The organism is Microcoleus sp. A6-C6 (assembly GCF_036705955.1).
Classification (GTDB): Bacteria; Cyanobacteriota; Cyanobacteriia; order Cyanobacteriales; family Microcoleaceae; genus Microcoleus.
This window is the reverse complement of sequence record NZ_JAUBVR010000015.1, coordinates 1-21,285: the sequence shown is the minus strand read 5'-3', so window position 1 is coordinate 21,285 and position 21,285 is coordinate 1. Positions and strand designations below refer to the sequence as shown.

The 21,285-nt window shown below is 45.8% G+C and carries 21 protein-coding genes, 2 tRNA genes and 1 pseudogene; 17 read left to right on the top strand and 7 right to left on the bottom strand.

Annotated features, from left to right (window positions below):
• Positions 1-42 precede the first annotated feature (42 nt).
• The 5 genes from ald (at position 43) to QUB52_RS08870 (ending at position 5,165) form a co-directional block, all read left to right on the top strand.
• Positions 43-1,131, top strand: coding sequence for an alanine dehydrogenase (gene ald, locus QUB52_RS08890; protein WP_265234693.1), 1,089 nt, complete (start codon positions 43-45; stop codon positions 1,129-1,131).
• A 318-nt stretch (positions 1,132-1,449) separates the two neighbouring features.
• Positions 1,450-1,531 (top strand) — tRNA-Leu (locus QUB52_RS08885).
• A 74-nt stretch (positions 1,532-1,605) separates the two neighbouring features.
• A complete protein-coding gene (locus QUB52_RS08880) occupies positions 1,606-2,388 on the top strand; it encodes a TrmH family RNA methyltransferase (protein ID WP_265234695.1) in 783 nt (260 codons plus the stop codon).
• A gap of 72 nt (positions 2,389-2,460) precedes the next feature.
• Complete coding sequence (locus QUB52_RS08875) at positions 2,461-3,738, top strand: glycosyltransferase (RefSeq protein ID WP_265234696.1); 1,278 nt, start codon at positions 2,461-2,463, stop codon at positions 3,736-3,738.
• 101 nt (positions 3,739-3,839) lie between these two features.
• The gene (locus QUB52_RS08870) at positions 3,840-5,165 is read left to right on the top strand and encodes a condensation domain-containing protein (RefSeq protein ID WP_332966566.1); all 1,326 of its coding nucleotides are present in this window, start codon (positions 3,840-3,842) and stop codon (positions 5,163-5,165) included.
• A gap of 88 nt (positions 5,166-5,253) precedes the next feature.
• Here the strand turns inward: QUB52_RS08870 and QUB52_RS08865 are convergent, their stop codons facing one another.
• Both QUB52_RS08865 and QUB52_RS08860 read right to left on the bottom strand, forming a co-directional pair.
• Positions 5,254-6,609, bottom strand: coding sequence for a cytochrome P450 (locus QUB52_RS08865; protein WP_265234698.1), 1,356 nt, complete (start codon positions 6,607-6,609; stop codon positions 5,254-5,256).
• A 110-nt stretch (positions 6,610-6,719) separates the two neighbouring features.
• A pseudogene (locus QUB52_RS08860) lies at positions 6,720-6,821 on the bottom strand (cytochrome P450); the annotation flags it as partial.
• 506 nt (positions 6,822-7,327) lie between these two features.
• On the opposite strand from QUB52_RS08860, the gene QUB52_RS08855 reads away from it, so the two are divergent.
• The 4 genes from QUB52_RS08855 to QUB52_RS08840 all read left to right on the top strand — a co-directional run bounded on the left by QUB52_RS08855 (position 7,328) and on the right by QUB52_RS08840 (position 9,728).
• Positions 7,328-8,287 carry an RNA polymerase sigma factor, RpoD/SigA family gene (locus QUB52_RS08855; protein ID WP_265234699.1) on the top strand — a complete coding sequence of 320 codons (960 nt, stop codon included), beginning with the start codon at positions 7,328-7,330 and terminating at the stop codon, positions 8,285-8,287.
• Positions 8,288-8,515: 228 nt separating this feature from the next.
• Entirely contained in the window at positions 8,516-8,857 is a 342-nt protein-coding gene (locus QUB52_RS08850; RefSeq protein WP_194009546.1) for a DUF760 domain-containing protein, read from the top strand.
• Positions 8,858-9,181: 324 nt separating this feature from the next.
• Positions 9,182-9,586, top strand: a complete 405-nt coding sequence (gene mutT / locus QUB52_RS08845; RefSeq protein ID WP_265234700.1) for an 8-oxo-dGTP diphosphatase MutT — start codon at positions 9,182-9,184, stop codon at positions 9,584-9,586.
• Positions 9,525-9,728, top strand: a complete 204-nt coding sequence (locus tag QUB52_RS08840; RefSeq protein WP_332972736.1) for a hypothetical protein — start codon at positions 9,525-9,527, stop codon at positions 9,726-9,728. Before mutT ends, QUB52_RS08840 begins: the two co-directional genes overlap by 62 nt.
• Positions 9,729-9,745: 17 nt before the next feature.
• On the opposite strand, the gene QUB52_RS08835 is transcribed toward QUB52_RS08840, so the two are convergent.
• On the bottom strand, positions 9,746-10,984 hold the full coding sequence (locus QUB52_RS08835; RefSeq protein ID WP_265234702.1) for a histidine kinase: 1,239 nt from the start codon (positions 10,982-10,984) through the stop codon (positions 9,746-9,748).
• An 88-nt stretch (positions 10,985-11,072) separates the two neighbouring features.
• Here QUB52_RS08835 and QUB52_RS08830 point away from each other — a divergent pair, with 88 nt between their 5' ends.
• Positions 11,073-12,761: a DUF2079 domain-containing protein gene (locus QUB52_RS08830; RefSeq protein ID WP_265234703.1), complete on the top strand. Its 1,689-nt coding sequence runs from the start codon at positions 11,073-11,075 to the stop codon at positions 12,759-12,761.
• Here the strand turns inward: QUB52_RS08830 and QUB52_RS08825 are convergent.
• Positions 12,718-12,891: a hypothetical protein gene (locus QUB52_RS08825; RefSeq protein ID WP_332972738.1), complete on the bottom strand. Its 174-nt coding sequence runs from the start codon at positions 12,889-12,891 to the stop codon at positions 12,718-12,720. The two genes, QUB52_RS08830 and QUB52_RS08825, sit on opposite strands and share 44 nt — an antisense overlap.
• Positions 12,892-12,991: 100 nt before the next feature.
• On the opposite strand from QUB52_RS08825, the gene QUB52_RS08820 reads away from it, so the two are divergent.
• Both QUB52_RS08820 and QUB52_RS08815 read left to right on the top strand, forming a co-directional pair.
• On the top strand, positions 12,992-14,179 hold the full coding sequence (locus QUB52_RS08820; RefSeq protein ID WP_265234705.1) for a glycosyltransferase family 4 protein: 1,188 nt from the start codon (positions 12,992-12,994) through the stop codon (positions 14,177-14,179).
• Between the two features lie 291 nt (positions 14,180-14,470).
• Positions 14,471-15,715, top strand: a complete 1,245-nt coding sequence (locus QUB52_RS08815) for an MFS transporter (protein ID WP_265234706.1) — start codon at positions 14,471-14,473, stop codon at positions 15,713-15,715.
• Between the two features lie 280 nt (positions 15,716-15,995).
• Here the strand turns inward: QUB52_RS08815 and QUB52_RS08810 are convergent.
• Positions 15,996-16,069 (bottom strand) — tRNA-Arg (locus tag QUB52_RS08810).
• Between the two features lie 105 nt (positions 16,070-16,174).
• On the opposite strand from QUB52_RS08810, the gene moaC reads away from it, so the two are divergent.
• The 3 genes from moaC to QUB52_RS08795 all read left to right on the top strand — a co-directional run bounded on the left by moaC (position 16,175) and on the right by QUB52_RS08795 (position 17,406).
• Positions 16,175-16,696, top strand: a complete 522-nt coding sequence (gene moaC / locus QUB52_RS08805) for a cyclic pyranopterin monophosphate synthase MoaC (RefSeq protein ID WP_332972741.1) — start codon at positions 16,175-16,177, stop codon at positions 16,694-16,696.
• Positions 16,697-16,784: 88 nt separating this feature from the next.
• A complete protein-coding gene (locus QUB52_RS08800) occupies positions 16,785-17,042 on the top strand; it encodes a 2TM domain-containing protein (RefSeq protein WP_265234708.1) in 258 nt (85 codons plus the stop codon).
• A 61-nt stretch (positions 17,043-17,103) separates the two neighbouring features.
• Positions 17,104-17,406, top strand: a complete 303-nt coding sequence (locus QUB52_RS08795; RefSeq protein ID WP_265234709.1) for a DUF3181 family protein — start codon at positions 17,104-17,106, stop codon at positions 17,404-17,406.
• Positions 17,407-17,481: 75 nt separating this feature from the next.
• Here the strand turns inward: QUB52_RS08795 and murJ are convergent, their stop codons facing one another.
• Positions 17,482-19,098 (bottom strand): murein biosynthesis integral membrane protein MurJ, encoded by a 1,617-nt coding sequence (murJ, locus tag QUB52_RS08790; protein WP_265234710.1) that lies wholly within the window; start codon positions 19,096-19,098, stop codon positions 17,482-17,484.
• A gap of 292 nt (positions 19,099-19,390) precedes the next feature.
• Between murJ and QUB52_RS08785 the strand changes: the two genes are divergently transcribed.
• Together QUB52_RS08785 and sfsA are read left to right on the top strand one after the other, a co-directional pair.
• Complete coding sequence (locus QUB52_RS08785) at positions 19,391-20,050, top strand: glutathione S-transferase family protein (RefSeq protein ID WP_332972742.1); 660 nt, start codon at positions 19,391-19,393, stop codon at positions 20,048-20,050.
• 100 nt (positions 20,051-20,150) lie between these two features.
• A complete protein-coding gene (gene sfsA / locus QUB52_RS08780) occupies positions 20,151-20,885 on the top strand; it encodes a DNA/RNA nuclease SfsA (RefSeq protein WP_332972744.1) in 735 nt (244 codons plus the stop codon).
• Between the two features lie 5 nt (positions 20,886-20,890).
• Here the strand turns inward: sfsA and QUB52_RS08775 are convergent, their stop codons facing one another.
• Positions 20,891-21,049, bottom strand: coding sequence for a hypothetical protein (locus tag QUB52_RS08775; RefSeq protein WP_332972745.1), 159 nt, complete (start codon positions 21,047-21,049; stop codon positions 20,891-20,893).
• Positions 21,050-21,285 lie beyond the last annotated feature (236 nt).

Sequence of the window (21,285 nt, the reverse complement as noted above, 5' to 3'; positions counted from 1 at the left end):
TTAAATTCGATCGACATAAGCCTGAGATTTAGAGTATCACGTATGGAAATAGGCGTCCCCAAGGAAATCAAGGATTTGGAGTTTCGAGTCGGGCTCAGCCCCACCAGTGTCCGGGCTTGTTCGGACAAAGGCCACACAGTTTTTGTGGAAACGAATGCTGGTGCTGGGGCAGGTTTTACCGACGAGGACTACGTTCAAGCCGGGGCGAAGATTGTCTCCAAGGCTTCAGATGTCTGGAATCGGCAACTAATTGTTAAAGTTAAAGAACCGCTGCCCGCTGAGTATCCGCTGATTGAAAAAGAGCAGTTGCTGTTTACATATTTGCACTTAGCAGCCGATCGTACATTAACCGAGCACTTAATCAGCAGCGGAGTCCAGGCCATCGCCTACGAAACCGTCGAACTCCCCGACAGGAAATTGCCGCTGCTAACGCCGATGAGCATTATTGCAGGGCGTTTGGCCATGCAGTTCGGTGCTCGGTTTCTGGAACGGCAGCAAGGCGGCAGAGGCGTACTTTTGGGCGGCGTAGCGGGGGTAAGACCGGGCAAAGTTGTGATTTTGGGCGGCGGAATCGTTGGCACAGAAGCAGCCCGTATTGCTGTCGGAATGGGCGCTAGAGTCCAGATTTTAGATGTAAATGTCGATCGACTCGCTTATCTAGAAACTCTGTTCGGTTCCAGAGTAGAATACCTCTACAGCAGTCCTTTGCAAATTGAAGCAGTTATCCCCGATGCTGATTTATTAATCGGTGCAGTTTTGGTGTTGGGCAAAAAAGCTCCGGTGTTGGTTTCTCGCGCATTTGTTGCCAAGATGCACCCCGGTTCTGTGATTGTTGACGTAGCCGTTGACCAAGGCGGCTGCGTGGAAACTTTGCGAGTAACTTCTCACACAAATCCTACTTATGTTGAGGAAGGAGTTGTGCATTACGGTGTACCAAATATGCCCGGTGCCGTGCCTTGGACTGCAACTCAAGCTTTGAATAACAGCACTTTGCCTTATGTTTTGCAGTTGGCAAATAACGGGATTAAAGCTTTAGAAATTAATCCGAGTTTAGCGAAGGGATTGAACGTGCAGAATCACCGATTGGTGCATCCGGCGGTGCGCGAGGTTTTCCCCGATTTGCCTGATTAAATTTAAATCCTGTAGGGTGCGTCAGGTCGTAGTTTCTCGATTAATAAACTAACACTTTGCTGACGTACCCTACAAGATTACTAAATTTTGTAGTTATTGAATAGCCTGGTGCGTCGCTGTTAGATTGTCGCTCTTTCTTGAGGATCGAGGGTTAATGGCTGACACATAGGTAGCCGAGGTGAGAACTATCTGCCAAGACAATTTTAACATAATGGGCATGGGGCATTTAAATTAATCGCATCCCCGAATTAAAATTTAATTGCAAAAAACACTTGACAGATTCCCGAAGATATGGGACAGTAGTGATTCGTGACCAATGCGGAACTGGCGGAATTGGTAGACGCGCATGATTCAGGTTCATGTGGTGCAAGCCTTCCGGGTTCAAGTCCCGGGTTCCGCATTCCCAAGGCAGAAAAAAGTTTGGGGTTAACCCGATACAGGCAATTAACCCCATTCGCTCTGCTGAATTAAACAATGATTACAAGTATTCAAAATCCCCTAGTTAAAGAAGTCCGCAGGCTGCACAGCTCGAAGGGACGCAGGGAACAACAATTATTTTTACTAGAAGGGACGCATTTGCTCGAAGAAGCTTGCGCGGCAAAGTACCCGTTAGAAACAGTTTGCTGTACTCCCGAATGGCTGGATCAGCACGAAAAACTGTGGGATCAAATTCTTAGTTTAGCCGATCGCACAGAATTAGTAAGTGCAAAAGTCTTAGAGTCGATCGCCACCACAGTTCAACCAGACGGCATTATCGCCACCGCACCCCGCACCGCCACCGCGCCCGCAGAAATCTCAAATTTAGGAATAGCCCTCGAAACCATCCAAGATCCCGGCAACTTAGGGGCGATCGTCCGTACGGCTGCGGCTGCTAATGCCGACGGTTTACTGCTGAGCGCAGACAGCGCAGATTTAGACCATCCAAAGGTGCTGCGCGCCTCAGCAGGAGCTTGGTTTAAACTGCCCATAGCTGTCACTCCAGATTTAACCGCCGAAGTCTCCAGGTACAAAAATCGGGGAATGCAAATATTAGCAACCGTCGCCGACGCCAGTTTAACTTATTGGGAAGTAGATTTGCGAGTGCCAACTCTGATAGTTTTGGGTAACGAAGGTTCTGGATTGTCGCCAGAATTGAGAAGTTTGGCCGATCGACAAATCCAAATCCCCCTCAGTCGCAGTGTAGAATCATTAAATGTGTCGATCGCCTCTGCCCTAATCTTGTATGAAGCTCAACGGCAAAGAAGTCAGTCGATGTGAGATTTGAGACTTCGATTTGAGATTTATCTGATGTCCGGTGGATTGACCTTTATCGCATCTGGCTATTTATTTATGACTCATTTTGGTCTGATTTGTCCCGCATCAACTGGTCATCTCAACACTATGTTGCCCTTGGGGAAAGAACTGCACCGGCGAGGTCATCGCGTCACCCTATTCGGGATACTCGATGCTCAAACCAAGACACTAGCCGCAGGATTGGAATTTCAAGCGATAGGTGAATCTGAATATCCCCTTGGATCAGTAGCGCAAGTGCTTACCCAGCTAGGAAAACTGAGCGGCATGACAGCATTGCGATATACCCTTAGCTGGATAGGGAAAACGGTGACCTTGTTTCTGCGAGAACTTCCGCCAGCATTGAAAGCCGCTGGCGTAGAAGCCTTGCTAATAGATCAAATTTCACCAGGCGCAGGGACGGTGGCAGATTTCCTGGGGATTCCCTTTGTTACCATTTGCAGTGCCGTAGTTGTGAATCGAGAAGCAACAATTCCGCCTTTTTTCACAACTTGGGGCTATAATCCGGCTTTGTGGTCAATATTGCGAAATCGAGCAGCTTATTCTTTTTTCGATCGCATGGCGCAACCAGTTCAAGATTTAATAGATGAATATCGCAGAGAGTGGAAGTTGCCTCTACAGTCACACCCCAATCAAGGTTATTCGCAACTGGCTCAAATCAGTCAACAGCCTGCTGAATTAGAATTTCCCCGCCAGCAGTTGCCCCAATGCTTCCATTTCACAGGGCCTTACCATAGCGCAACAGGTAGGCAAATCGCCGATTTCCCCTTTGAAAAGTTGACTGGGCAACCGTTGATTTATGCTTCAATGGGGACGATCCAAAATCGCCTATTAGAAACTTTTTATAATATTGCTGAGGCTTGTGTGGGTTTAGATGCTCAATTAGTGATTTCTTTGGGCGGTTCAGCCACTCCCGACTCGCTGCCTAATTTGCCTGGTTCGCCGCTGGTTGTAGAATATGCACCGCAATTGGAATTGCTTCAAAAAGCTACACTTACTATTACCCATTGTGGCATGAATACTACCCTAGAATCTTTAACCAATGGTGTACCGATCGTAGCAATTCCAGTTACTAACGATCAACCCGGAATAGCAGCGCGTGTTGCTTGGACGGGTGCGGGTGAAGTCGTTCCCCTTGCTAAGTTGAACGTTTCTAGATTGCGAACTGCTGTTAAGCGGGTGCTGACGGAAGATGCTTATAAAAAGAATGCTTCCAGGTTACAAGCAGCTATTCGTGGGGCTGGTGGGGTTAGTCGGGCTATTGATATTGTGGAACAGGTGATATCTACAGGAAAAACTGTATTATTTCAAAAATAGAAAAACAGGAATTTTTCACCCTTAGTCATCAGGCATTTGTATAATGGGCTTGAGCGCTGTGCGTAAGTCCTGATTATTTTACATTCTCCCATTCCACTAATATGAACATCCTAAATAGAAAACTTGGTCTGCTCGAAAATCTATTTGAAATTATCCACGAGTTGGGTGGAATGATCGATGTAAATGTTGCTAGAATCGAAGGTGAACTTACACCTGATATCCTGCAACAGGCTCTCGATTTGATACAGAAGCGTCATCCAATGTTGCAAGTTCATATCGTTAATGCAGAAGATGGCAATTATTTTAAATCGGAAGGAACACCGAAAATTCCTTTGCAGGTTATAGATAAGCAATCTGAGAATCAATGGATTGAGATTGCTGAAGAAGAATTGCACAAAAAATTCCCTGGTGGCACAAATCCTCTTTGTAGAGTGACGTTTATTCGTGCTGCTAAAAGTAACGAATTCAGTGAAATTATTGCCACATTTCATCACGCTATCATTGATGGTATGTCTTGCATGAATTTCATCAATGAACTATTGTCCTATTGTCACAAAATTCCAGATGGAGAAAATATATCTGAAATCCCTACGATGAAACTTCTACCGCCACTAGAAGAGATGCTAAACAGGAATCTCATCAGTCCAAATAACCTTGATGAAGCTGAACAAAAACCACTTCAAGAATTTCCCAAACCTCAGTTAATTATTGAAACCGAAGCACCTCCAAGTCAGCGACGCACAAATCTTGTGACTCGAATTTTCAGTAAAGAGATGACTCTAAGACTGAAAGAACGTTGTAAACAAGAACAAACTACCATACATGGTGCTTTATGTGCAGCAATGTTATTGGGAACAGCAAAAATTGCTTTTAAGGATACATCTCTGAGTTTATCCTGCGGCTCAAATGTAAGTTTAAGAAAGTCTTGTCAGCCTGAAATAACTCCTGAATCTATTGGTTGCTTTATCTCGATCGTGGAAGAAATTCACACCTTAGAAGAAAATACTAGTTTTTGGGATTTGGCAAGGGAATGTAAATCAAAAATCAGTAAGTCCATTAGTCTAGGAATTCCGATAGCTCGTTTTTGTAATGAAAGTTTGCAATATGTAAATGAGGATATGATTATCCAACTTTCTAATCAGAATATGGGACGAAAAAATACAATAGAGATATCAAATCGTGGTCAATTTAATTTAGCCGACAAATATGGCGAATTAAAACTGAAAGAGTTATACTTTGCGACAGGACAGCATTGGCTTGGTGGTTCTTTTTGGTTAGGTGTAGTAACTTTCCATGAAGAGCTATTTTGTAGTTTTGCCCATGTAGTTCCTTTAGTAAGTGCTCAGACTGCACAATTGTTAGCAGATTCTTTTATAGACACTGTTGAGCAAGCTTGTATATCGGAATCAAATCATAAAATAACTTGATTAGCCTTTGAATCTAATTACACCATTGCTCACGGATTATTTTAACATCTTTAAAAACAATCGAGCTAGTTTTGAGAATTCCCTGATTTTAGGATCGCATCCCATTTGCAACCATCTTAACACCTTCTGACGGTCTTAATAGAAAGCCCCCACGAACCGGCTGCACAGGCTTAGTATTTGCAAGTTCCATCTGCCAACTAGATAAAACTTTTGCCAGCACCACTTTCATTTCAAATTGGGCAAATGCCATGCCAATACAGCGCCGATTGCCGCCGCCAAAGGGAAAATACTCATAGGTGGCAAATTGACGCTCTAAAAAACGTTCTGGTTTAAACTGTTTTGGCTCAGGATATAAATCTTCCCGATGATGGGTGAGATAAATACAGGGAATTACCAAAGTACCTGGTTCTAAACAATACCCCATGATTTCTAAAGGTGATTTCACAACTCGATTTAATGCCAACATTACTACTGGGTAAAGACGCTGTGTTTCTTGGCAAACAGCATTCAAATAGGGCAGCTTTAAAATGGCATTAGAATCTGGATTTTCACCCAGGGAATCTAATTCTTGCAGCAGTTTCTCGCGTACTTCTGGCAGATAGTGAATCCAGTATAATGCCCAGGCCAAAGAAGTCGCCGTAGTTTCGTGACCCGCAGCTAAGAGGGTAATCAACTCATCGCGTAATTCCACATTCGTCATCGCTTCACCAGCTTCATCACGAGCCGCCATCATCAAAGACAAAATATCAGTCCGAGAGGGATCTGGTTGTGCTTTGCGTTCCTGAATTTCAGCATAGATTAGATCGTCAATTTGCTGCTTTAACACTATGAACTTTCCCCAAGGACTCCACGCGCCTAAATCCTGTTGTAATGACGGAAAAAGTAGCATTAATCCCATCACAAAAGGTTGTTTTGGATTCAGTATTTCGATCAGAAGTTCTTTAAGTTTTTCATAACGTAGCCCTTCCTCCAGACCAAATACAGCTTTTAAAATCACCTGAAAGGAGATTTCTTGCATGGAAGAAAGGACTGAAAAAGGTGCGCCGATCGCCCATTGCGCCGTCACTTGCTGAGTGATATCAGCAATTAACTCACCATAAGCCCGCATCCGTTCTCCATGCAAGGGAGGAGTCAACAGCTTGCGCTGGCGTTGGTGCGGTTCCCCCGCCAGAGCAAGCATTGATTGCTGTCCCAACAAAGGCGATTTAATACCCGCCGATTCCCCAGAGTCTAATTGTTTGGGATCGGTGCTAAAAATCTCCTGAATTGCCTGGGGGTTGCTAACGAATACTTGAGGCGTAAAAACAGGGCCAATGCGGAGGGTGAAAATATCACCATAGCTTTGGGAACAGGCTTCCATATATTCCAGAGGTTTAGTCATCCACTGGAATGTCTGTCTTAAGGGGGATGTTTCGGGGCCTTCAGGCAGTTTGTTGTAGGGCATTTTTTATTTATTTTAAAATTCTTTGTTTTAATAATAAACTATAGCATCTGTCCAAATTTATGGTACATAACACCTAAACAGTCAGAAAATTTGTCAGCGATTACTTACTGAGCAAATCCCATGCCAATAGAGCGCCGGTTGCCGCCACCAAAGGGAAAATATTGGTATGGGGAAAATTGCCGTTCCAGAAACCGCTCTGGTTTAAACTCCTCATCTCCCCCTCACCAGATCCTGACTGGTGTAGGTTTTTTGGTAAACGTCTTATCCCATAAAAGTTTAAAATTTGTGCGAAACCAAAGCTTAAAACCGTTGCAATATCTAGGTTTGCAGTTTTTTTTTGCAAAAAACTTACACCTGTCATTCCCCCATTTCCCTCTCTGATATTTCCGGGATTTTGTTGAATACGATGCAACTGTGAAGCTAGTTTGCCGGTACTCTCGTACCAACAGTGCAGGCTTGCAAGAAATAAATGTGAAGAAATGTAGCCAAGCGCTCTCACAAATGTTAAGATTCTTAACACAAGTAGTATTTTGCACCCCCCAACCAAAACCTAACCTGAGACGGTGCTGAGTGGGAGTAGCAGCTAGCTACCATAAAACGAAGCCTCTTTAAATGGAAGGAAAGCGCAAATCCCCGCCCGCTTTCCTTCCTTACTAAAACTAAAGGTTTGCGGTAGTCGCAAACCTTTAGAGGCAAAGATCCTCAGCGGGAAAAGCTCATGAAAACTCTTAAGTCCTCAGATACAGATTCTGTTCGTGCTTACTTGCGGGAAATCGGCCGCGTTCCCTTGTTGACCCATGAGCAAGAAATACTCTACGGGAAACAGGTACAGCGATCGGCGGCACTGCATCAGGAGAAAAAGATTTTAGCCGAAGAGTTAGGCCGCGACCCGACGGCGGCTGAATGGGCACAGGCAGTCGGGCTGTCTGAGGCACAGTTGCAGCGGACGATCGACCACGGGGACAGGGCAAAGCGCCAAATGGTGGAAGCAAATCTCCGCCTGGTAGTGTCTGTCGCCAAAAAATATATCAAGCGCAACGTAGATTTACTCGACCTCATTCAGGAAGGGACGATCGGGATGCAGCGGGGAGTCGAAAAATTTGACCCTACAAAGGGCTACAGATTTTCAACTTATGCTTATTGGTGGATTCGTCAGGCAATTACGCGGGCGATCGCCGAAAAAGGTCGCACCATCCGCCTGCCGATCCACATTACCGAAAAACTCAACAAAATTAAAAAAGCTCAGCGCCAGCTAGCTCAAGAGCTCGGCCGCGCGGCTACTTCTGCCGAGTTGGCTGCCGAGTTAGATTTGACTCCCAAGCAAATTCGCGAATATCTCGATCGCGCGCGCCTACCACTTTCCCTGGACTTGCGCGTGGGAGACAATCAAGATACTGAGTTGGGGGATTTGTTGGAAGATACGGGTACTACTCCAGAAGATTTTGCCTTGCAATCTTCCCTGCGGACTGACTTAGACCAACTGATGGCGGAACTGACTCAGCAACAGCGAGATGTGCTAGCCTTGCGGTTCGGTTTAGAAGACGGTCAAACCTTAACTTTGGCAAAAATAGGCGATCGACTCAACATCAGTCGGGAACGGGTGCGGCAAATCGAACGGGAAGCTTTGACCAAACTCCGCAAGCGCAAGCAAGATATCAACGATTATCTCGCCAGCTAGCTAGATTCGGGATTGTGCGATCGGGTGTGTCCCGATCGCCCTTCCCCAATCTAAAATAGTAAAAACCGCCGCCTTTGATTCGGTTGTGCCCACTTGGTTGCTGCGACTGTCCTGCTACATTAGTAAATACTTAGTAATAAAGATCAACAGCGATCGGATCAGGTAAGGGTTATTTAATTTCACCGCCCGCATCTAAAATAACAAGCTGTCTCTGAAACGGAGGTACTCGTGAGTAATTCATCTAATAAATCCCCAGAATTCTTTGAAGAAGATGGAGAAAATGCCAATTTATTATGGCAATACGTGCAGTCAATGGCTCCCGACACTGTTTCTCAGTTGTCTAAACCGACTTCTCATGAAGTGTTTCAAGTAATGGAGCGAAATATTGTCGGACTCTTGGGGAATTTGCCTTCGGAACACTTCGGGGTGACAGTAACTACCAGTCGCGAACATTTGGGTAGATTGCTCGCCTCGGCTATGATTAGTGGTTATTTTCTCAAAAATGCCGAACAGCGCATGACTTTTGAAAAGTCTATACAAGCCAGTGAGAGACACGGCTCGGAAGATTAGTCGATTATTAACATTTAAGTTGTACAAATGTCAAGCCCCCTTCGTAAGATGGGGGCTTAATATTTTAGATTTTATAGCAGTTGACAGTGGACAGTTGACAGTTGACAGTTGATAGCTTGCCGATAGTTGGGTTGCACAGTACGGAAATCAAACGGTTGATGCTATGGGATCTCGGATCTATTCATGAGGTTATTTATGTCCTCACCCCTGTGGCGATTGTTATAGATTGTTGATTTATTAAATAATTGAATAATTGTTGATATTATTACTAAATTAGCAATTACCAATTAGCAATTACCAATTAGCAATTACCAGTTTCCAAATATGTCTATTACTCCCTTGATCCACAAAGTTATCGGCGTTGCTGTGATCTGGAATGATCGCCAACAAATTTTGATTGACAAACGCCGACAACACGGACTGCACGGCGGTTTCTGGGAGTTTCCGGGGGGTAAAGTAGAGCCTGGGGAAACCGTCGAAGCTTGCATACAACGGGAAATTATGGAGGAGTTGGGGATTGTCGTCGAAGTGGGCGATCGCCTGATTACAATTGACCACGACTATACTAAATTTACAGTTAGGCTCTACGTCCACCACTGCCGCCACGTCAGCGGGGAACCGCAAACGATCGAATGCGATGAAATTCGCTGGGTAACACTCGACGAAATTGACCAGTTTACTTTTCCCAAAGCCAACGAACAGATTATCGCTGCACTGCGATCGAGTTGAACTGTATAGCAGAAGGAAGAAGGAAGAAGGAAGAAGGAAGAAGGAAGAAGCAATAAAAGGAATAAAAGCAAGGGTTTTAGCAATTAAGAACGTCCTAACCGTCGGGCGCGGTTGCTACTGTCAACTGACAACTGTTAACTGACAACTGACAGTTAACTTTTATTTTTGGACGGGCAGAGTAAAGTGAAAACAAGTGCCTCGATCGGGTACAGAGTCTACCCAAATTTGACCGTAGTGGGCGCGGATAATGCCTTGACACAGAGACAGTCCAATGCCGTAACCGTCTTTTGATTTATCTCGCTGCAAGCGAAAGCTATCTTCAAAAATGCTCGTGCAATCTTCTTCAGGAATTCCCGGGCCACTGTTGCAAATGCTGACTTGAATTTTGTAAGCGGTACGGTGAAGAATTGAAAGATTAACAGTTCCTTGCTCTGGCGTGTACTTGCTGGCGTTGTCGAGTAGGTTGGTAATCACTTGTTTCATGCGATCGGGATCGGCATAAACCAAGGGCAAATCTGTGGGAATGTCTGTTTCCAAGTTGAGACTTTTCGCCTGAAATTTGTCTTGAAATTGCAGGATTACATCTTGACAAATCGCCCCCAGTTCGATTTTTTTTGGTTGAATGTGGAGTTGAGCGTTTGTACCTCGCGCTGCTTCCAGGATATCTGTAATCATGCGATCGACAATGCGGATTTGGCGACGGGCTTGTTTCATCAAATGAGCCGCCAGAGTCGGTGTCAAACGAGACTTTTGCCCCTCCTTCACCTTCTGATTTGACTCCAAAGTCTCCAAAGCCAAAGATGCGGCTGTCAAGGGATTACGCAAATCGTGAGCCAGCATCGCAATAATCCGGTCTTTCAACTGCAACTGCTCTTGCAGGTGTTCTTTTTCCTGTTTGAGCCGAAAAACTTCATCCGCAAGCTGTACGAGCTCGGTGGCGGAAGCAACGGAATAGATTGGTTTTGGGTCTGCCTGAGCTACCGCCAGAGCTAGGGCCGACTGCTGCTGGGCTGTGTATTCTTCTACAGAACGCTTCCAGCGGGGCCACGAGTGTTCGAGTTGGGCGATCAAATTGCTGCCGGCGAGAGTTTGTCGCGGTTCAGGATGAATTTTGAGCAGCGAGGGAGTGGCTACAAGTTTAAAGTGTTCGGCTAAATCAGGCTGTTCTCCTACATCGATGACTTGAAGCTCAAAGTCGCACTCTGCCTTCAAATCCTGTAGGGACTTGCGGATGTGTCTGGTCTTTTCCCTAGAAGAGGGACGCTTGTCTACGAACAGCAAAAGCTGTAAAAGCGGTGCAGGATTGGCCGGCTGTTCGGGAGAACAGTCGGTGTCGCTGGTGCCGGATGTCGGATGGACGCTGTTGAGCTTTTCGATCTGGTGAAAATAATTGACCATTGCCGAGCCGAGTTATTTCACTTCTACTTTAATTTAATACTTCCTTTAGATTTATGCTATTGTCCGATGATTTCATTACGGCGGGCGAATGGTATTTTTGAACTGGAAGAAAAATGAGTCGCTGCGGGTGGTGGTTCAAGTGGCGATCGCCTTTTTTGTGCTATGCCTATTGCTGACACTGCATCGCTACTACAACTTTTACGCTACATACGACCAAGGTATTTTCAATCAACTTTTTTGGAATGGCACTCGTGGTCACTTGTTTGAGAGTTCCCTCTCTTCGGCTTTGTCCACCAATGTCGTTCATCACAACGAACTCCCGGAAGTGTCTTATCACCGGCTGGGGCAGCATTTCACCCCAGCGCTAATGCTGTGGCTGCCAATTTACTCGCTGTTTCCCTCGCCTGTCACTTTGACGGTGTTACAGGTGACTTTAATTACGGCGGCGGGAGGAGTGCTCTATGCTCTCGCCAGACACTATCTGGAACCACGGTTGTCAGCGACAATTGTTGTCAGCTATTACTGTGCTAACGCAGTCATCGGCCCGACTTTGGGCAATTTTCACGATGTTTGTCAAATTCCGCTTTTTGTTTTTAGCTTGCTGCTGGCGATGGAAAAGCGCTGGTGGCCGTTGTTTGGGATTCTGGCAACTTTAATTTTGGCGGTGCGAGAAGATGGGGGAGTTGTTTTATTTGGCGTGGGAGTTTATCTAATTTTGAGCCGACGCTATCCTCTAACTGGCTTGGCTGTGTGCGCGCTCAGTTTTGGTTACATGATCGTTCTGACTAATCTGATTATGCCTTTGTTTTCGGCTGACATATCCCAGCGGTTTATGATGGAACGCTTCGGCCAATATGCCGATGGGGATGAAGCTTCGACTCTGGAAATTCTTTGGGGAATGGTTAGCAATCCTGGGCGGTTGGTAGGTGAACTATTTACGCCGTTTTTTGGTAAGATTAAATACCTACTGGGTCAGTGGTTGCCATTAGCTTTGGTTCCGGCGGTAGCGCCTGCGTCTTGGATGATTGCGGGATTTCCGCTGCTGAAGCTATTTTCAGCGAAAGGAGAGTCGGTGCTGGCGATTAATATTCGCTATGCGATGACTGTGGTTCCTGGGCTGTTTTATGGGGCGATCCTGTGGTGGGCCGGGCGCCAAAAGGAAGAGGATAAAATTAAAAGGGGAGAACAAACAATCTTGCGTTTTCCGAATGCCGTTTTGCCTTTCCCTTCGTCTTCAAAGTTTCGCCGCTTTTGGGGGTTTTGCATCTGCTTATCGCTATTTTTTACCTTCACGTCTAACCCAAATCGGACTTTTTCGTTTATTTTACCGGATGCGATCGCCCCTTGGGTGCAGGTTCCTCTGATCAGACAGTGGCAGCACGTTTCTCAAGTCCGGCCGCTGTTGGCTGAAATTCCTGCTGATGCTAGCGTGGCTGCAACGAATACTATTGTGCCGATTTTGTCAAGCCGCCGCGAAATTCTCCGGTTTCCGATGTTTGAACTGCGGAATGATGCTGGGAAAGCGGTGAAAATGGAATATGTGATTGCCGATATGTGGCAGTTGCAGCAGTATCAGGCTGCGTTTCGCCGGGAACGGGGACAGTTGCAGGCGATCGTCCCGCAGATCGATCGACTATCGAAATCGGGCGAGTATGGCATTGTTGGCTTTGAAGACGGCGCGATTTTGATGCGTAAGGGTGCTGTGTCTGACTCTGCATCGGTGGCTGGTTGGGCTAGTTTTCGCCGTGAATTGGAGCCGATTTTGAAGCAAGGGTAGCGGTGCGCGATCGCCCGAAACTGACGGTGTAGCCCAAATATTTTAGTTTCGGGCGATCGAGCAATTGCCTGCAAAAACCCGGTTTCTGCATAATTTTCCGTCCTGGTTGCTGCCAAATGTCAGCCTTCACGCATAAATTTGCGATCTACCAAAATTTCAGGCTGGTTATTATACAATAAAGTAGTCAACAATACACATAAAGATTTATAAATTTTTGTGAGGGGGAAAAAATGAAAATTTTGGTATTGGCGTGGGAGTTTCCTCCCAGAATAGTAGGCGGTATCGCCCGCCACGTATCGGAACTGTATCCAGAATTAGTGAAGCTGGGCCACTCGATTCATTTAATTACAGTAGAGTTCGGCCACGCGCCGATGTACGAAGTGGTGGAAGGAATACACGTGCATCGGGTGGTTGTGGGACACGCCAGGGACTTTTTTCACTGGGTGGCGAACCTCAACCAAAGCATGGGCCACCAAGGTGGCAAACTGATGCTGGAAGAAGGCCCCTTCGATCTGATCCACGCTCACGATTGGTTAGTGGGAGATGCGGCGATCGCCCTCAAGCATACCTTTAAAGTACCCCTAATTGCCACCATCCACGCCACCGAATACGGGCGATTCAACGGCATCCACAATGACGGACAACGCTACATCAACTCCAAGGAAAATAGCCTAGCTTACAATTCTTGGCGAGTAATTGTGTGCAGCGATTATATGCGGCGGGAAGCCGAACGGGTACTATCGACTCCCTGGAACAAAATAGAGGTAATTTACAATGGAATTAGGTCAGAAAAAAAGCCCCGCAGAAACGAATTTGACGCGATGGGTTTCCGTCGCCAGTTTGCAGCCGATGACGAAAAAATAGTTTATTATGTAGGAAGAATTAGCTATGAAAAAGGCATTGCTGTATTTCTGAATGCTGCACCTAAAGTTATTTGGGAAATGGGGGGGAAAGCCAAAATAGTAATTGTTGGTGGCGGCAATACAGATCATCTCAAACTTTTGGCTTGGAATTTAGGAATTTGGCATAAGTGTTATTTTACGGGCTTCATGTTTGAGGAACATCTAGACAAATTCCAGACGGTGGCTGACTGCGCGGTTTTCCCCAGTCTTTATGAACCTTTTGGGATTGTGGCGTTAGAAAGCTTTGCTGCTAGGGTGCCGGTGGTGGTGTCGAATGCGGGCGGCTTGCCGGAGGTGGTGCAGCATACTAAAACTGGCGTTGTTACTGAGGCCAATAATCGGGATTCTTTGGCTTGGGGAATTTTGGAAGTGCTGAAAAATCCGGGTTACGGGCGGTGGTTGGTTGACAATGCTTATGAAGATTTGGAACGCCGCTTTAGTTGGCCGAAGTTGGCGATGGAAACTGAGTGGGTGTATCAACGGGTACTGGAGGAAAGGGCAGAAGTTGAATGGTGAAACTGACAGTGGACAGTTGATAGTTGACAGTTGACAGTGGGAGATATGGCAATTCTCAAGTTAGTGAATTGGTAATGGGTAATGGGTAATTGGTAATTGGTAATGGGTAATTGGTAATGGGTAATTGGTAATGGGTAATCATAAAGTATAGCAACCGCCACATCGGTGAGGACATAAATAACTTCATGAATAGAGCCGATACCCGTACTGCATTAATGGTTTGATTCCCGTTATGCAACTGTCCACGGTCCACTGTCAACTGTCCACTGCTATACAAAGGGAATTTGCATCTTGAATATTTTTAGGGACATCGAACCCCAACGCAAACGCAGCTTGCTGATTTTATTTACCGCAGGCTTGCTATTCTGGTGTAGTTTGGCTTCGCTGCTGCCAACTTTGCCACTTTATGTTCAATCTGTGGGCGGTACAAAACAGCAAATTGGCTTTGTGATGGGTGCATTTGCGATCGGGCTTTTGCTATCGAGACCACAGTTGGGTAAAATAGCCGACAGCCGGGGGCGAAAACAAGTTTTGCTGCTAGGCGTGTCAGTGGCTGCACTTGCCCCCATCGGCTACGTGTTCGCTCAATCTGTCCCCTTACTGTTAGTTCTTCGGGCTTTTCATGGGATTAGTATCGCCGCTTTTACTACAGCTTACAGTGCTTTGGTCACAGATTTGTCGCCACCAGGAAAGCGGGGCGAATTAATCGGTTACATGAGTTTGGTAAGTCCTATCGGTTTGGCATTTGGTCCGGCGATTGGTGGATTTGTGCAAGCTGGGGTTGGTTATTCAGCTTTGTTTGCGATGTCGGCGGCTTTCGCCACAATAGCTTTATTTATTACCACCAAAATTGCGGAACCAAATTTTGCTGAGTTAACAAAGTATGACTCGCTATCTGAGGACAAAAATACCCAAAAATACTGGCAAATGCTGTGGAATCCCAGGGTGAGGATTCCGGCTTTGGTGTTATTGCTGGTTGGTTTGATATTTGGAACTTTGAGCACTTTCATGCCTTTGTTTATCCAAGAAACTCAGGTTAATTTGAATCCGGGATTATTTTATTCTACGGCGGCTGTGGCTAGTTTCGGTGTGCGGTTGTTGACGGGGCGGGCTTCGGACAAATACGGGCGCGGTTTGTTTATTTCTGGCGGCTTAATCTGTTATTCTGTGTCGATGTTATTGTTGTATTTTGCTAATACCAGCAATGCTTTTTTACTGGCAGCTTTGTTTGAAGGTACGGCGGGCGGTACTGTTATGCCGATGATGGTGACGCTGATGTCAGACAGGTGCGAACCTCAAGAAAGAGGCAGATTGTTTTCGCTTTGTATTGGCGGATTTGATTTGGGGATTGCGCTGGCTGGCCCGACTTTGGGCTTTGTGGCTGAACAAGTCGGTTACAGAAATATGTTTGGTTTGGCTGCGGGACTTGCTGTCTTGGCTTTGTTGATTTTCACTACTCGGTGTAGCAAGGATTTGTCTCATTCGATGAGATTTGCGATCGGGCGTGGCAAAGATGTTTATGCTTTGAATGAGTGACAGGATGGGGACGGGCTCTCCGGCCCATCCCACAAAAATCTTGTTTCTTCGGGCATCTTGCCCATCCTAGCTATTTTTGCAATCTTGTCTATTGTCCGATACAGTTTAGATCAGACCGTCAAGCGAGTAAAAGCAATGTGAAAAATAGACTCTGCGATTGCTTCGTTCCTCTCTGCGGACAATTCTAACTGAAAAGTATTGGTCTATTGTCGATCGCACTTTGCAATTTTAAACAACAACGCACCCTACAAAATATTGTAGGATGCGTCGCTTTTGATAATGGGCTTGGAGGGATTCGAACCCCCGACCTCATGGTTCGTAGCCATGCACTCTATCCAACTAAGCTACAAGCCCGTGTTGTTTTTACTGTTGCTTTAAGAGTTAAAATTTCAGATTTAATCTAAAATTGAACAATCTCTGTCCCGCACAGAATCTAACACTAACACCATTCTCAAAATAATGCAAGACATTTCCGAAACTTTTTCTAAATTGCCCGATCGCGCGCAGCTAACTCACCTCGACAACAGCGGGGAAGCTCAAATGGTGGACGTTTCGGCGAAAGTGGCAACTGTGCGGCAAGCTGTGGCTGCGGCGCGGGTACGGATGCTGCCGGAGACATTCGCTGCGATTCAAGCCGGGAATGCGCCGAAAGGTGATGTGTTGGGTACTGCAAGGCTGGCTGGAATTATGGCCGCGAAGCAGACGGCTAATCTGATTCCTCTGTGTCACCCTTTGCCCATTAGCAGCGTGGAAGTGCAGGTGATTCCGGATGCTGGGTTGCCGGGATATCAAATTCGGGCGACGGTGAAAATTAAGGGGGAAACTGGGGTGGAAATGGAGGCGCTGACGGCGGTTTCGATCGCGGCGCTGACTCTGTACGATATGGCTAAGGCTTTGGAAAAGTCGATCGTCATTGAATCGATTCGACTGATCAGCAAAAGTGGTGGCAAGTCAGGAGACTATGAAAATTTAGAGGACTAAATTTCCTGTCTTGAGAGGGATGCAGAATTCAAAAAGCTGCACTTATGATTAAAATAGGCAGAGAACTACTAACATCAAGTGAAAAACTATGCCTCCTCGTTGGCCCCGCAAACCCGATCGCCAAGACCCAGAGTACCGCCAATTAGACGATCGCATGAATTTTGCGATTCACGTCGGTCTTTTTTCTGCTACCAATTCTGGTTTGTGGTTTGTTCAAAATTTGCAAAAGGCTGATTGGCCTTGGGCAGTTACAGTAACGGGTGTCTGGGCTCTAGTAGTTTTAGCCCACGCAATTTTCATTTTTGCGATCGCCAATTATTCGCCCCTCACCAAAGATTCTGGCTGAAGGGAGTTATCGGCGATTTGTTAACTGTTTTGATTGATAACAAATAAGTTTCTTTTTTAATATGGCTAATACTACGCTGGCGATCGAATCCTTAGCAGCCGAAATCGGCGAAAATGTCTACATTGACATTGCTAAGTGGCATTTGTATCTGAGAGATGCTCACCTGCATACGGTGGTTGCCGAACAACTTTACCCGATGATGGCAGATGGCAATTTAGATGATGACAAAGTTGGACAAGTTTTGCAAGGTATTTCAGTTAAGTTGGGCGGTGGTAAGCGGGAAGTGCCGCTGGCAGATTTGATTCCGATGCAGTCTCTGGTTCATTTGATGGATGTGCTTGAGGAATTTCAGCGGAAGATGTAAAGTAAAGGGCGGGTTTTGTGCGTGGATTGTGGGCGCTATGTCTGGTATTTCATGCTTAATCCGCCCCCTTAAATTTTATTTTTTACCAAAACGGCCGCGAATGCGATCGACAAACATATCAACTTCCGGCAACTTCATCTGACTCACAAAAATGGCAAAAACTCCCAACCCCGCGAAACTTGCCACACTCAACTGCACTAATTGAATTACCAACCCTTCAGTACCCAAAACTCTTTGACAGCCTTGCAGAGTAGCCAAAGACACGAAAGCAGTGAGAGAACTTCCACAAGCTAACCCCAGAAATGGCAAACTCCACTCCCCCCAGGGCAAGCCACCCAGCTTTTTATCTAATAAGTACAAAAACATAATCATCGAAACCAGATTCACTCCCACCGTCGCCAAAACTAATCCGGGCGCGCCGAAAGCTCCTACTAACAAATAATCCAGAAGTCCGTTCAAAAAGATATTGATAATACTGACGCGAAAAGGGGTTTCTCCATCTCCTAAAGCGTAAAATACCCGTACCAAAACATCGCGGGCCAAATAAACAAACATTCCAATACTGTAAGCCATCAATACCGGCGTGACAAACTGGGAAGCTGACTGATTAAAAGCATAGCGTTCGTAAACAACGCGGACGATCGGCCCGGCAAGTGTTAGCATTAAAGCACTTAGCGGTAGCATCGTAATCCCGGTCAAAATTAAAGCTTGACGAATTTTATCTTTTAATTCCGGCCAGTCTTTGGGTTCGGCAAGGCGAGAAAAAATTGGCAAAAATGGTACTAAAATTACATTAGAAACAATTCCTAAAGGAGTCATTATCAACAAGCCGCTGTAGCCCATTGCAGATGCAGCTTGAGGGATGTACGATGCGAAAAATAGGTCAGTATAGACATTAATTTGCAGCATTCCCGATGACAAGGTAGCAGGAACCATCACCTTAATTACTTCTTGTACTCCGGGGCGTTTAAAATTAAACCGCAAACGCAATTTTCCCAAGCCCGCCCGCCACTGCGCCACCAGTTGCACCAACCACTGCAAAATTGCTCCGGCGAGGGTTCCCCAAGCTAACACTAAGCCGCCCATTAGTGCATATTTTGGCTGAGTAATTTTGTCTCCGAGTTGCAGTGCGAGAATCCCCAAACCGCCGACAAGTGCAACGCTGGAAAATAAAGGGCTAATCGAAGGAAGCCAATACATATCGGCGGCGTTGAGAGTGCCGAAACCAATGCCGATTAAGCCTGAAAGTAATGCCATCGGTGCCATAATCCGAAATTGTTGGACGGCAATTGCTTTGATTTCTAAACCTTCTGCTGTTCTATTTAATCCCGGTGCTACCAAATCGATCGCCTGATCTGCAAAAATAATTAAAGCGATTGTTACCAACAGCAATATGCCGCCGACTAAGGTGGTGATAGTTTCGACTAAGGGTGCAGCTTCTTTTTTGTCGCGGCGGGCTAAAACGCTGACTATGGCGCTGTGAAATGGCCCGTTAATACCTCCCAGCAAAATAAATAGGAAACCGGGGATGACGTAGGCGTAGTTGTAGGCATCGACGGCGACACCGACTCCAAAGGCTGCTGCGATCGCAATTTGGCGCACCAATCCAAAGACTTTGCTAATCAGAGTGGCGACTGCGACAATGCCGGCAATCCCTGCTAGGGAACGAGAGGGCTTCTGGGTTTCAGACACAAATGGTTACTAACGCTAGTGCTAAAAGGCTTCACTAAGTTTAATAGCAAATCTGGAAAATCATAACATGAATTCAGATTTTTTCTATGTGTCTGGGTTTCGTGCTATGATTTTTGGGCGTTAATTCGCTCTAGTAACTCAATACGGTTCAGTTAAGAGCGTCCGGTCAATAAAACGATGTGAAAAATAGACACTGCGATTGCTTCGTTCCTCGAAATGACAACTGCTAACCCAAGCGTATAGTCTAATAACTACCAAGAGTTTAGTAATTTGACCATTAGGAGATTTGATTTTGCTGAAACTTTATTATAATCCGCTCTCTACTAATTCTCGCCGCGTCTGGATTGTTTTGCTGGAAAAGGAGATTGAGTTTGAGTTAGTGCCACTTCAATTAAACGGGGATCAGTTTCAACCAGATTTTTTGGCTATTAGCCCTTTTCACCACGTTCCGGTTTTGGCTGATGGTGATTTTCATTTAATAGAAACTCTGGCTATTCTTGATTATCTGGAAGCTAAGTATCCGGCGATCGCACTATTGCCGAAGAATGCTCAGGATTTGGCGATCGCCCGCATGGTACAAATGGTCACAGTCAACGAATTGTCACCGGCAATGAGTCCTTTGGTACGCCAGACTTTCGGCGGCGCAGGCGACCCGGAAAAGCTGGAAAAAGCTGGGCAGCAAGTGGCGACGGTACTGCGGTTTTTTGAGGAGTTGTTGGGCGATACACCTTTTTTTGGTAGCAACACGATTACCCTCGCGGATGTTGTAGCTGGCGTTTCCGTGCCTTGGCTGCCCGAACTAGGTCTGTCTTTGGAAAATTACCCCAAATTGCAGGCTTGGTGCGATCGGCTAAATTCCCGCCCTTCTTGGCAAAAAACCCAAGCTAGTCCCGAACTGGTGGAAGCTTTTAAAGCGCAGATGAAACAGTTGATGAAAAGTAAGACAAATTAGCCTTTAAATGATGAGATAAATGAGTTGATAAAAGAAGATAAAAATTTGTATAGTACAATTTGCAACTGCCAACCACCAACTGCCAACTGCCAACTGACTAATGACTAACTTAATTTACAAATATCCTCCTCTTTTACCCGGAACTCTCATCAAGCGGTACAAGCGATTTTTCGCCGAAATCGAACTAGATTCGGGAGAAATCATCACCGCTCACTGTCCGAATACTGGCCCGATGACTGGTGTTTTGATTCCCGGCAATCCAGTCCTAGTATCTCCCAGCGACAATCCCAAACGCAAGTTAGCTTATACTTGGGAATTAATTAAGGTTTGCGATACTGTGCCAACTTGGGTGGGAGTTAATACTGGGCTGCCAAATCGAGTAGTTAAATTAGCTTTGGAATTGCGATTGTTTCCCGATTTGGGCAATTATACTGCGATTAAGCCGGAAGTTGTTTATGGAAAAGACAATAAAAGTCGAGTTGATTTTTGGCTGACTGGTGAGGAAAAACCGATTTTTCTGGAAGTTAAAAATACAACTTGGGTCAAAGATACATTAGCTCTATTTCCTGATACAGTGACGGAGAGAGGACAGAAACATTTGAGAGAATTGATCGAAGTAGTACGGCAGGGTTCGAGGGCTGTAATGCTGTATTTTATTAATCGCGGGGATTGTACGGATTTTGCTCCGGGAGATAGTGCCGATCGCCTTTACGGAGAATTGTTCAGACAAGCTATGAGTGAAGGTGTCGAAGTTTTGCCTTGCCGGTTTGATGTAACTCCCGAAGGCGTCCGCTATTTGGGCTTAGCAAAACTGGATTTACTAACCTCTAAATGATTGGTTTAAATTGCCTGTATTTCTCCATCGCTCTCAACGTTAGCAACGCCCGTTACACTCTTTAGTCCTTCTAGTTTCGACTGAGAAACTTCTCCAGTAATGATGCCAGTCACAGGTAGCACCCCATTGACTTTCATTCCCGCCGACTCGGTTGGCAGTGACAACAGATTGAATTACCGATAAGTGTTGGTCGTCAACAGTCACTATGATGCGCTCTACTTGTTCATCAGACATATTCAGCCTCCTTTGGGCTAAATCTCTTGAGCTATTGTCCCTACTGTATCGTTAAATGAGAGTGAATTGTGTTTGTAGAAGGAGGTTTGCGATCGCACGCTTAACGTCCTCCCAGCCACGGCGGATGCAACAAATACCGCCCCAAAACCCAGGAAGCTGAGGGGAG

What these genes read in the sequence shown, in the direction of transcription:
- moaC (WP_332972741.1), top strand. Translation starts at nt 16,175, where the DNA reads ATGCAAGACATTTCCGAAACTTTTTCTAAATTGCCCGATCGCGCGCAG.
- ald (WP_265234693.1), top strand. Translation starts at nt 43, where the DNA reads ATGGAAATAGGCGTCCCCAAGGAAATCAAGGATTTGGAGTTTCGAGTC.
- QUB52_RS08820 (WP_265234705.1), top strand. Translation starts at nt 12,992, where the DNA reads ATGAAAATTTTGGTATTGGCGTGGGAGTTTCCTCCCAGAATAGTAGGC.
- QUB52_RS08795 (WP_265234709.1), top strand. Translation starts at nt 17,104, where the DNA reads ATGGCTAATACTACGCTGGCGATCGAATCCTTAGCAGCCGAAATCGGC.
- QUB52_RS08800 (WP_265234708.1), top strand. Translation starts at nt 16,785, where the DNA reads ATGCCTCCTCGTTGGCCCCGCAAACCCGATCGCCAAGACCCAGAGTAC.
- mutT (WP_265234700.1), top strand. Translation starts at nt 9,182, where the DNA reads ATGTCTATTACTCCCTTGATCCACAAAGTTATCGGCGTTGCTGTGATC.
- QUB52_RS08875 (WP_265234696.1), top strand. Translation starts at nt 2,461, where the DNA reads ATGACTCATTTTGGTCTGATTTGTCCCGCATCAACTGGTCATCTCAAC.
- QUB52_RS08830 (WP_265234703.1), top strand. Translation starts at nt 11,073, where the DNA reads ATGGTATTTTTGAACTGGAAGAAAAATGAGTCGCTGCGGGTGGTGGTT.
- QUB52_RS08880 (WP_265234695.1), top strand. Translation starts at nt 1,606, where the DNA reads ATGATTACAAGTATTCAAAATCCCCTAGTTAAAGAAGTCCGCAGGCTG.
- QUB52_RS08835 (WP_265234702.1), bottom strand. Translation starts at nt 10,984, where the DNA reads ATGGTCAATTATTTTCACCAGATCGAAAAGCTCAACAGCGTCCATCCG.
- QUB52_RS08870 (WP_332966566.1), top strand. Translation starts at nt 3,840, where the DNA reads ATGAACATCCTAAATAGAAAACTTGGTCTGCTCGAAAATCTATTTGAA.
- sfsA (WP_332972744.1), top strand. Translation starts at nt 20,151, where the DNA reads ATGACTAACTTAATTTACAAATATCCTCCTCTTTTACCCGGAACTCTC.
- QUB52_RS08855 (WP_265234699.1), top strand. Translation starts at nt 7,328, where the DNA reads ATGAAAACTCTTAAGTCCTCAGATACAGATTCTGTTCGTGCTTACTTG.
- QUB52_RS08865 (WP_265234698.1), bottom strand. Translation starts at nt 6,609, where the DNA reads ATGCCCTACAACAAACTGCCTGAAGGCCCCGAAACATCCCCCTTAAGA.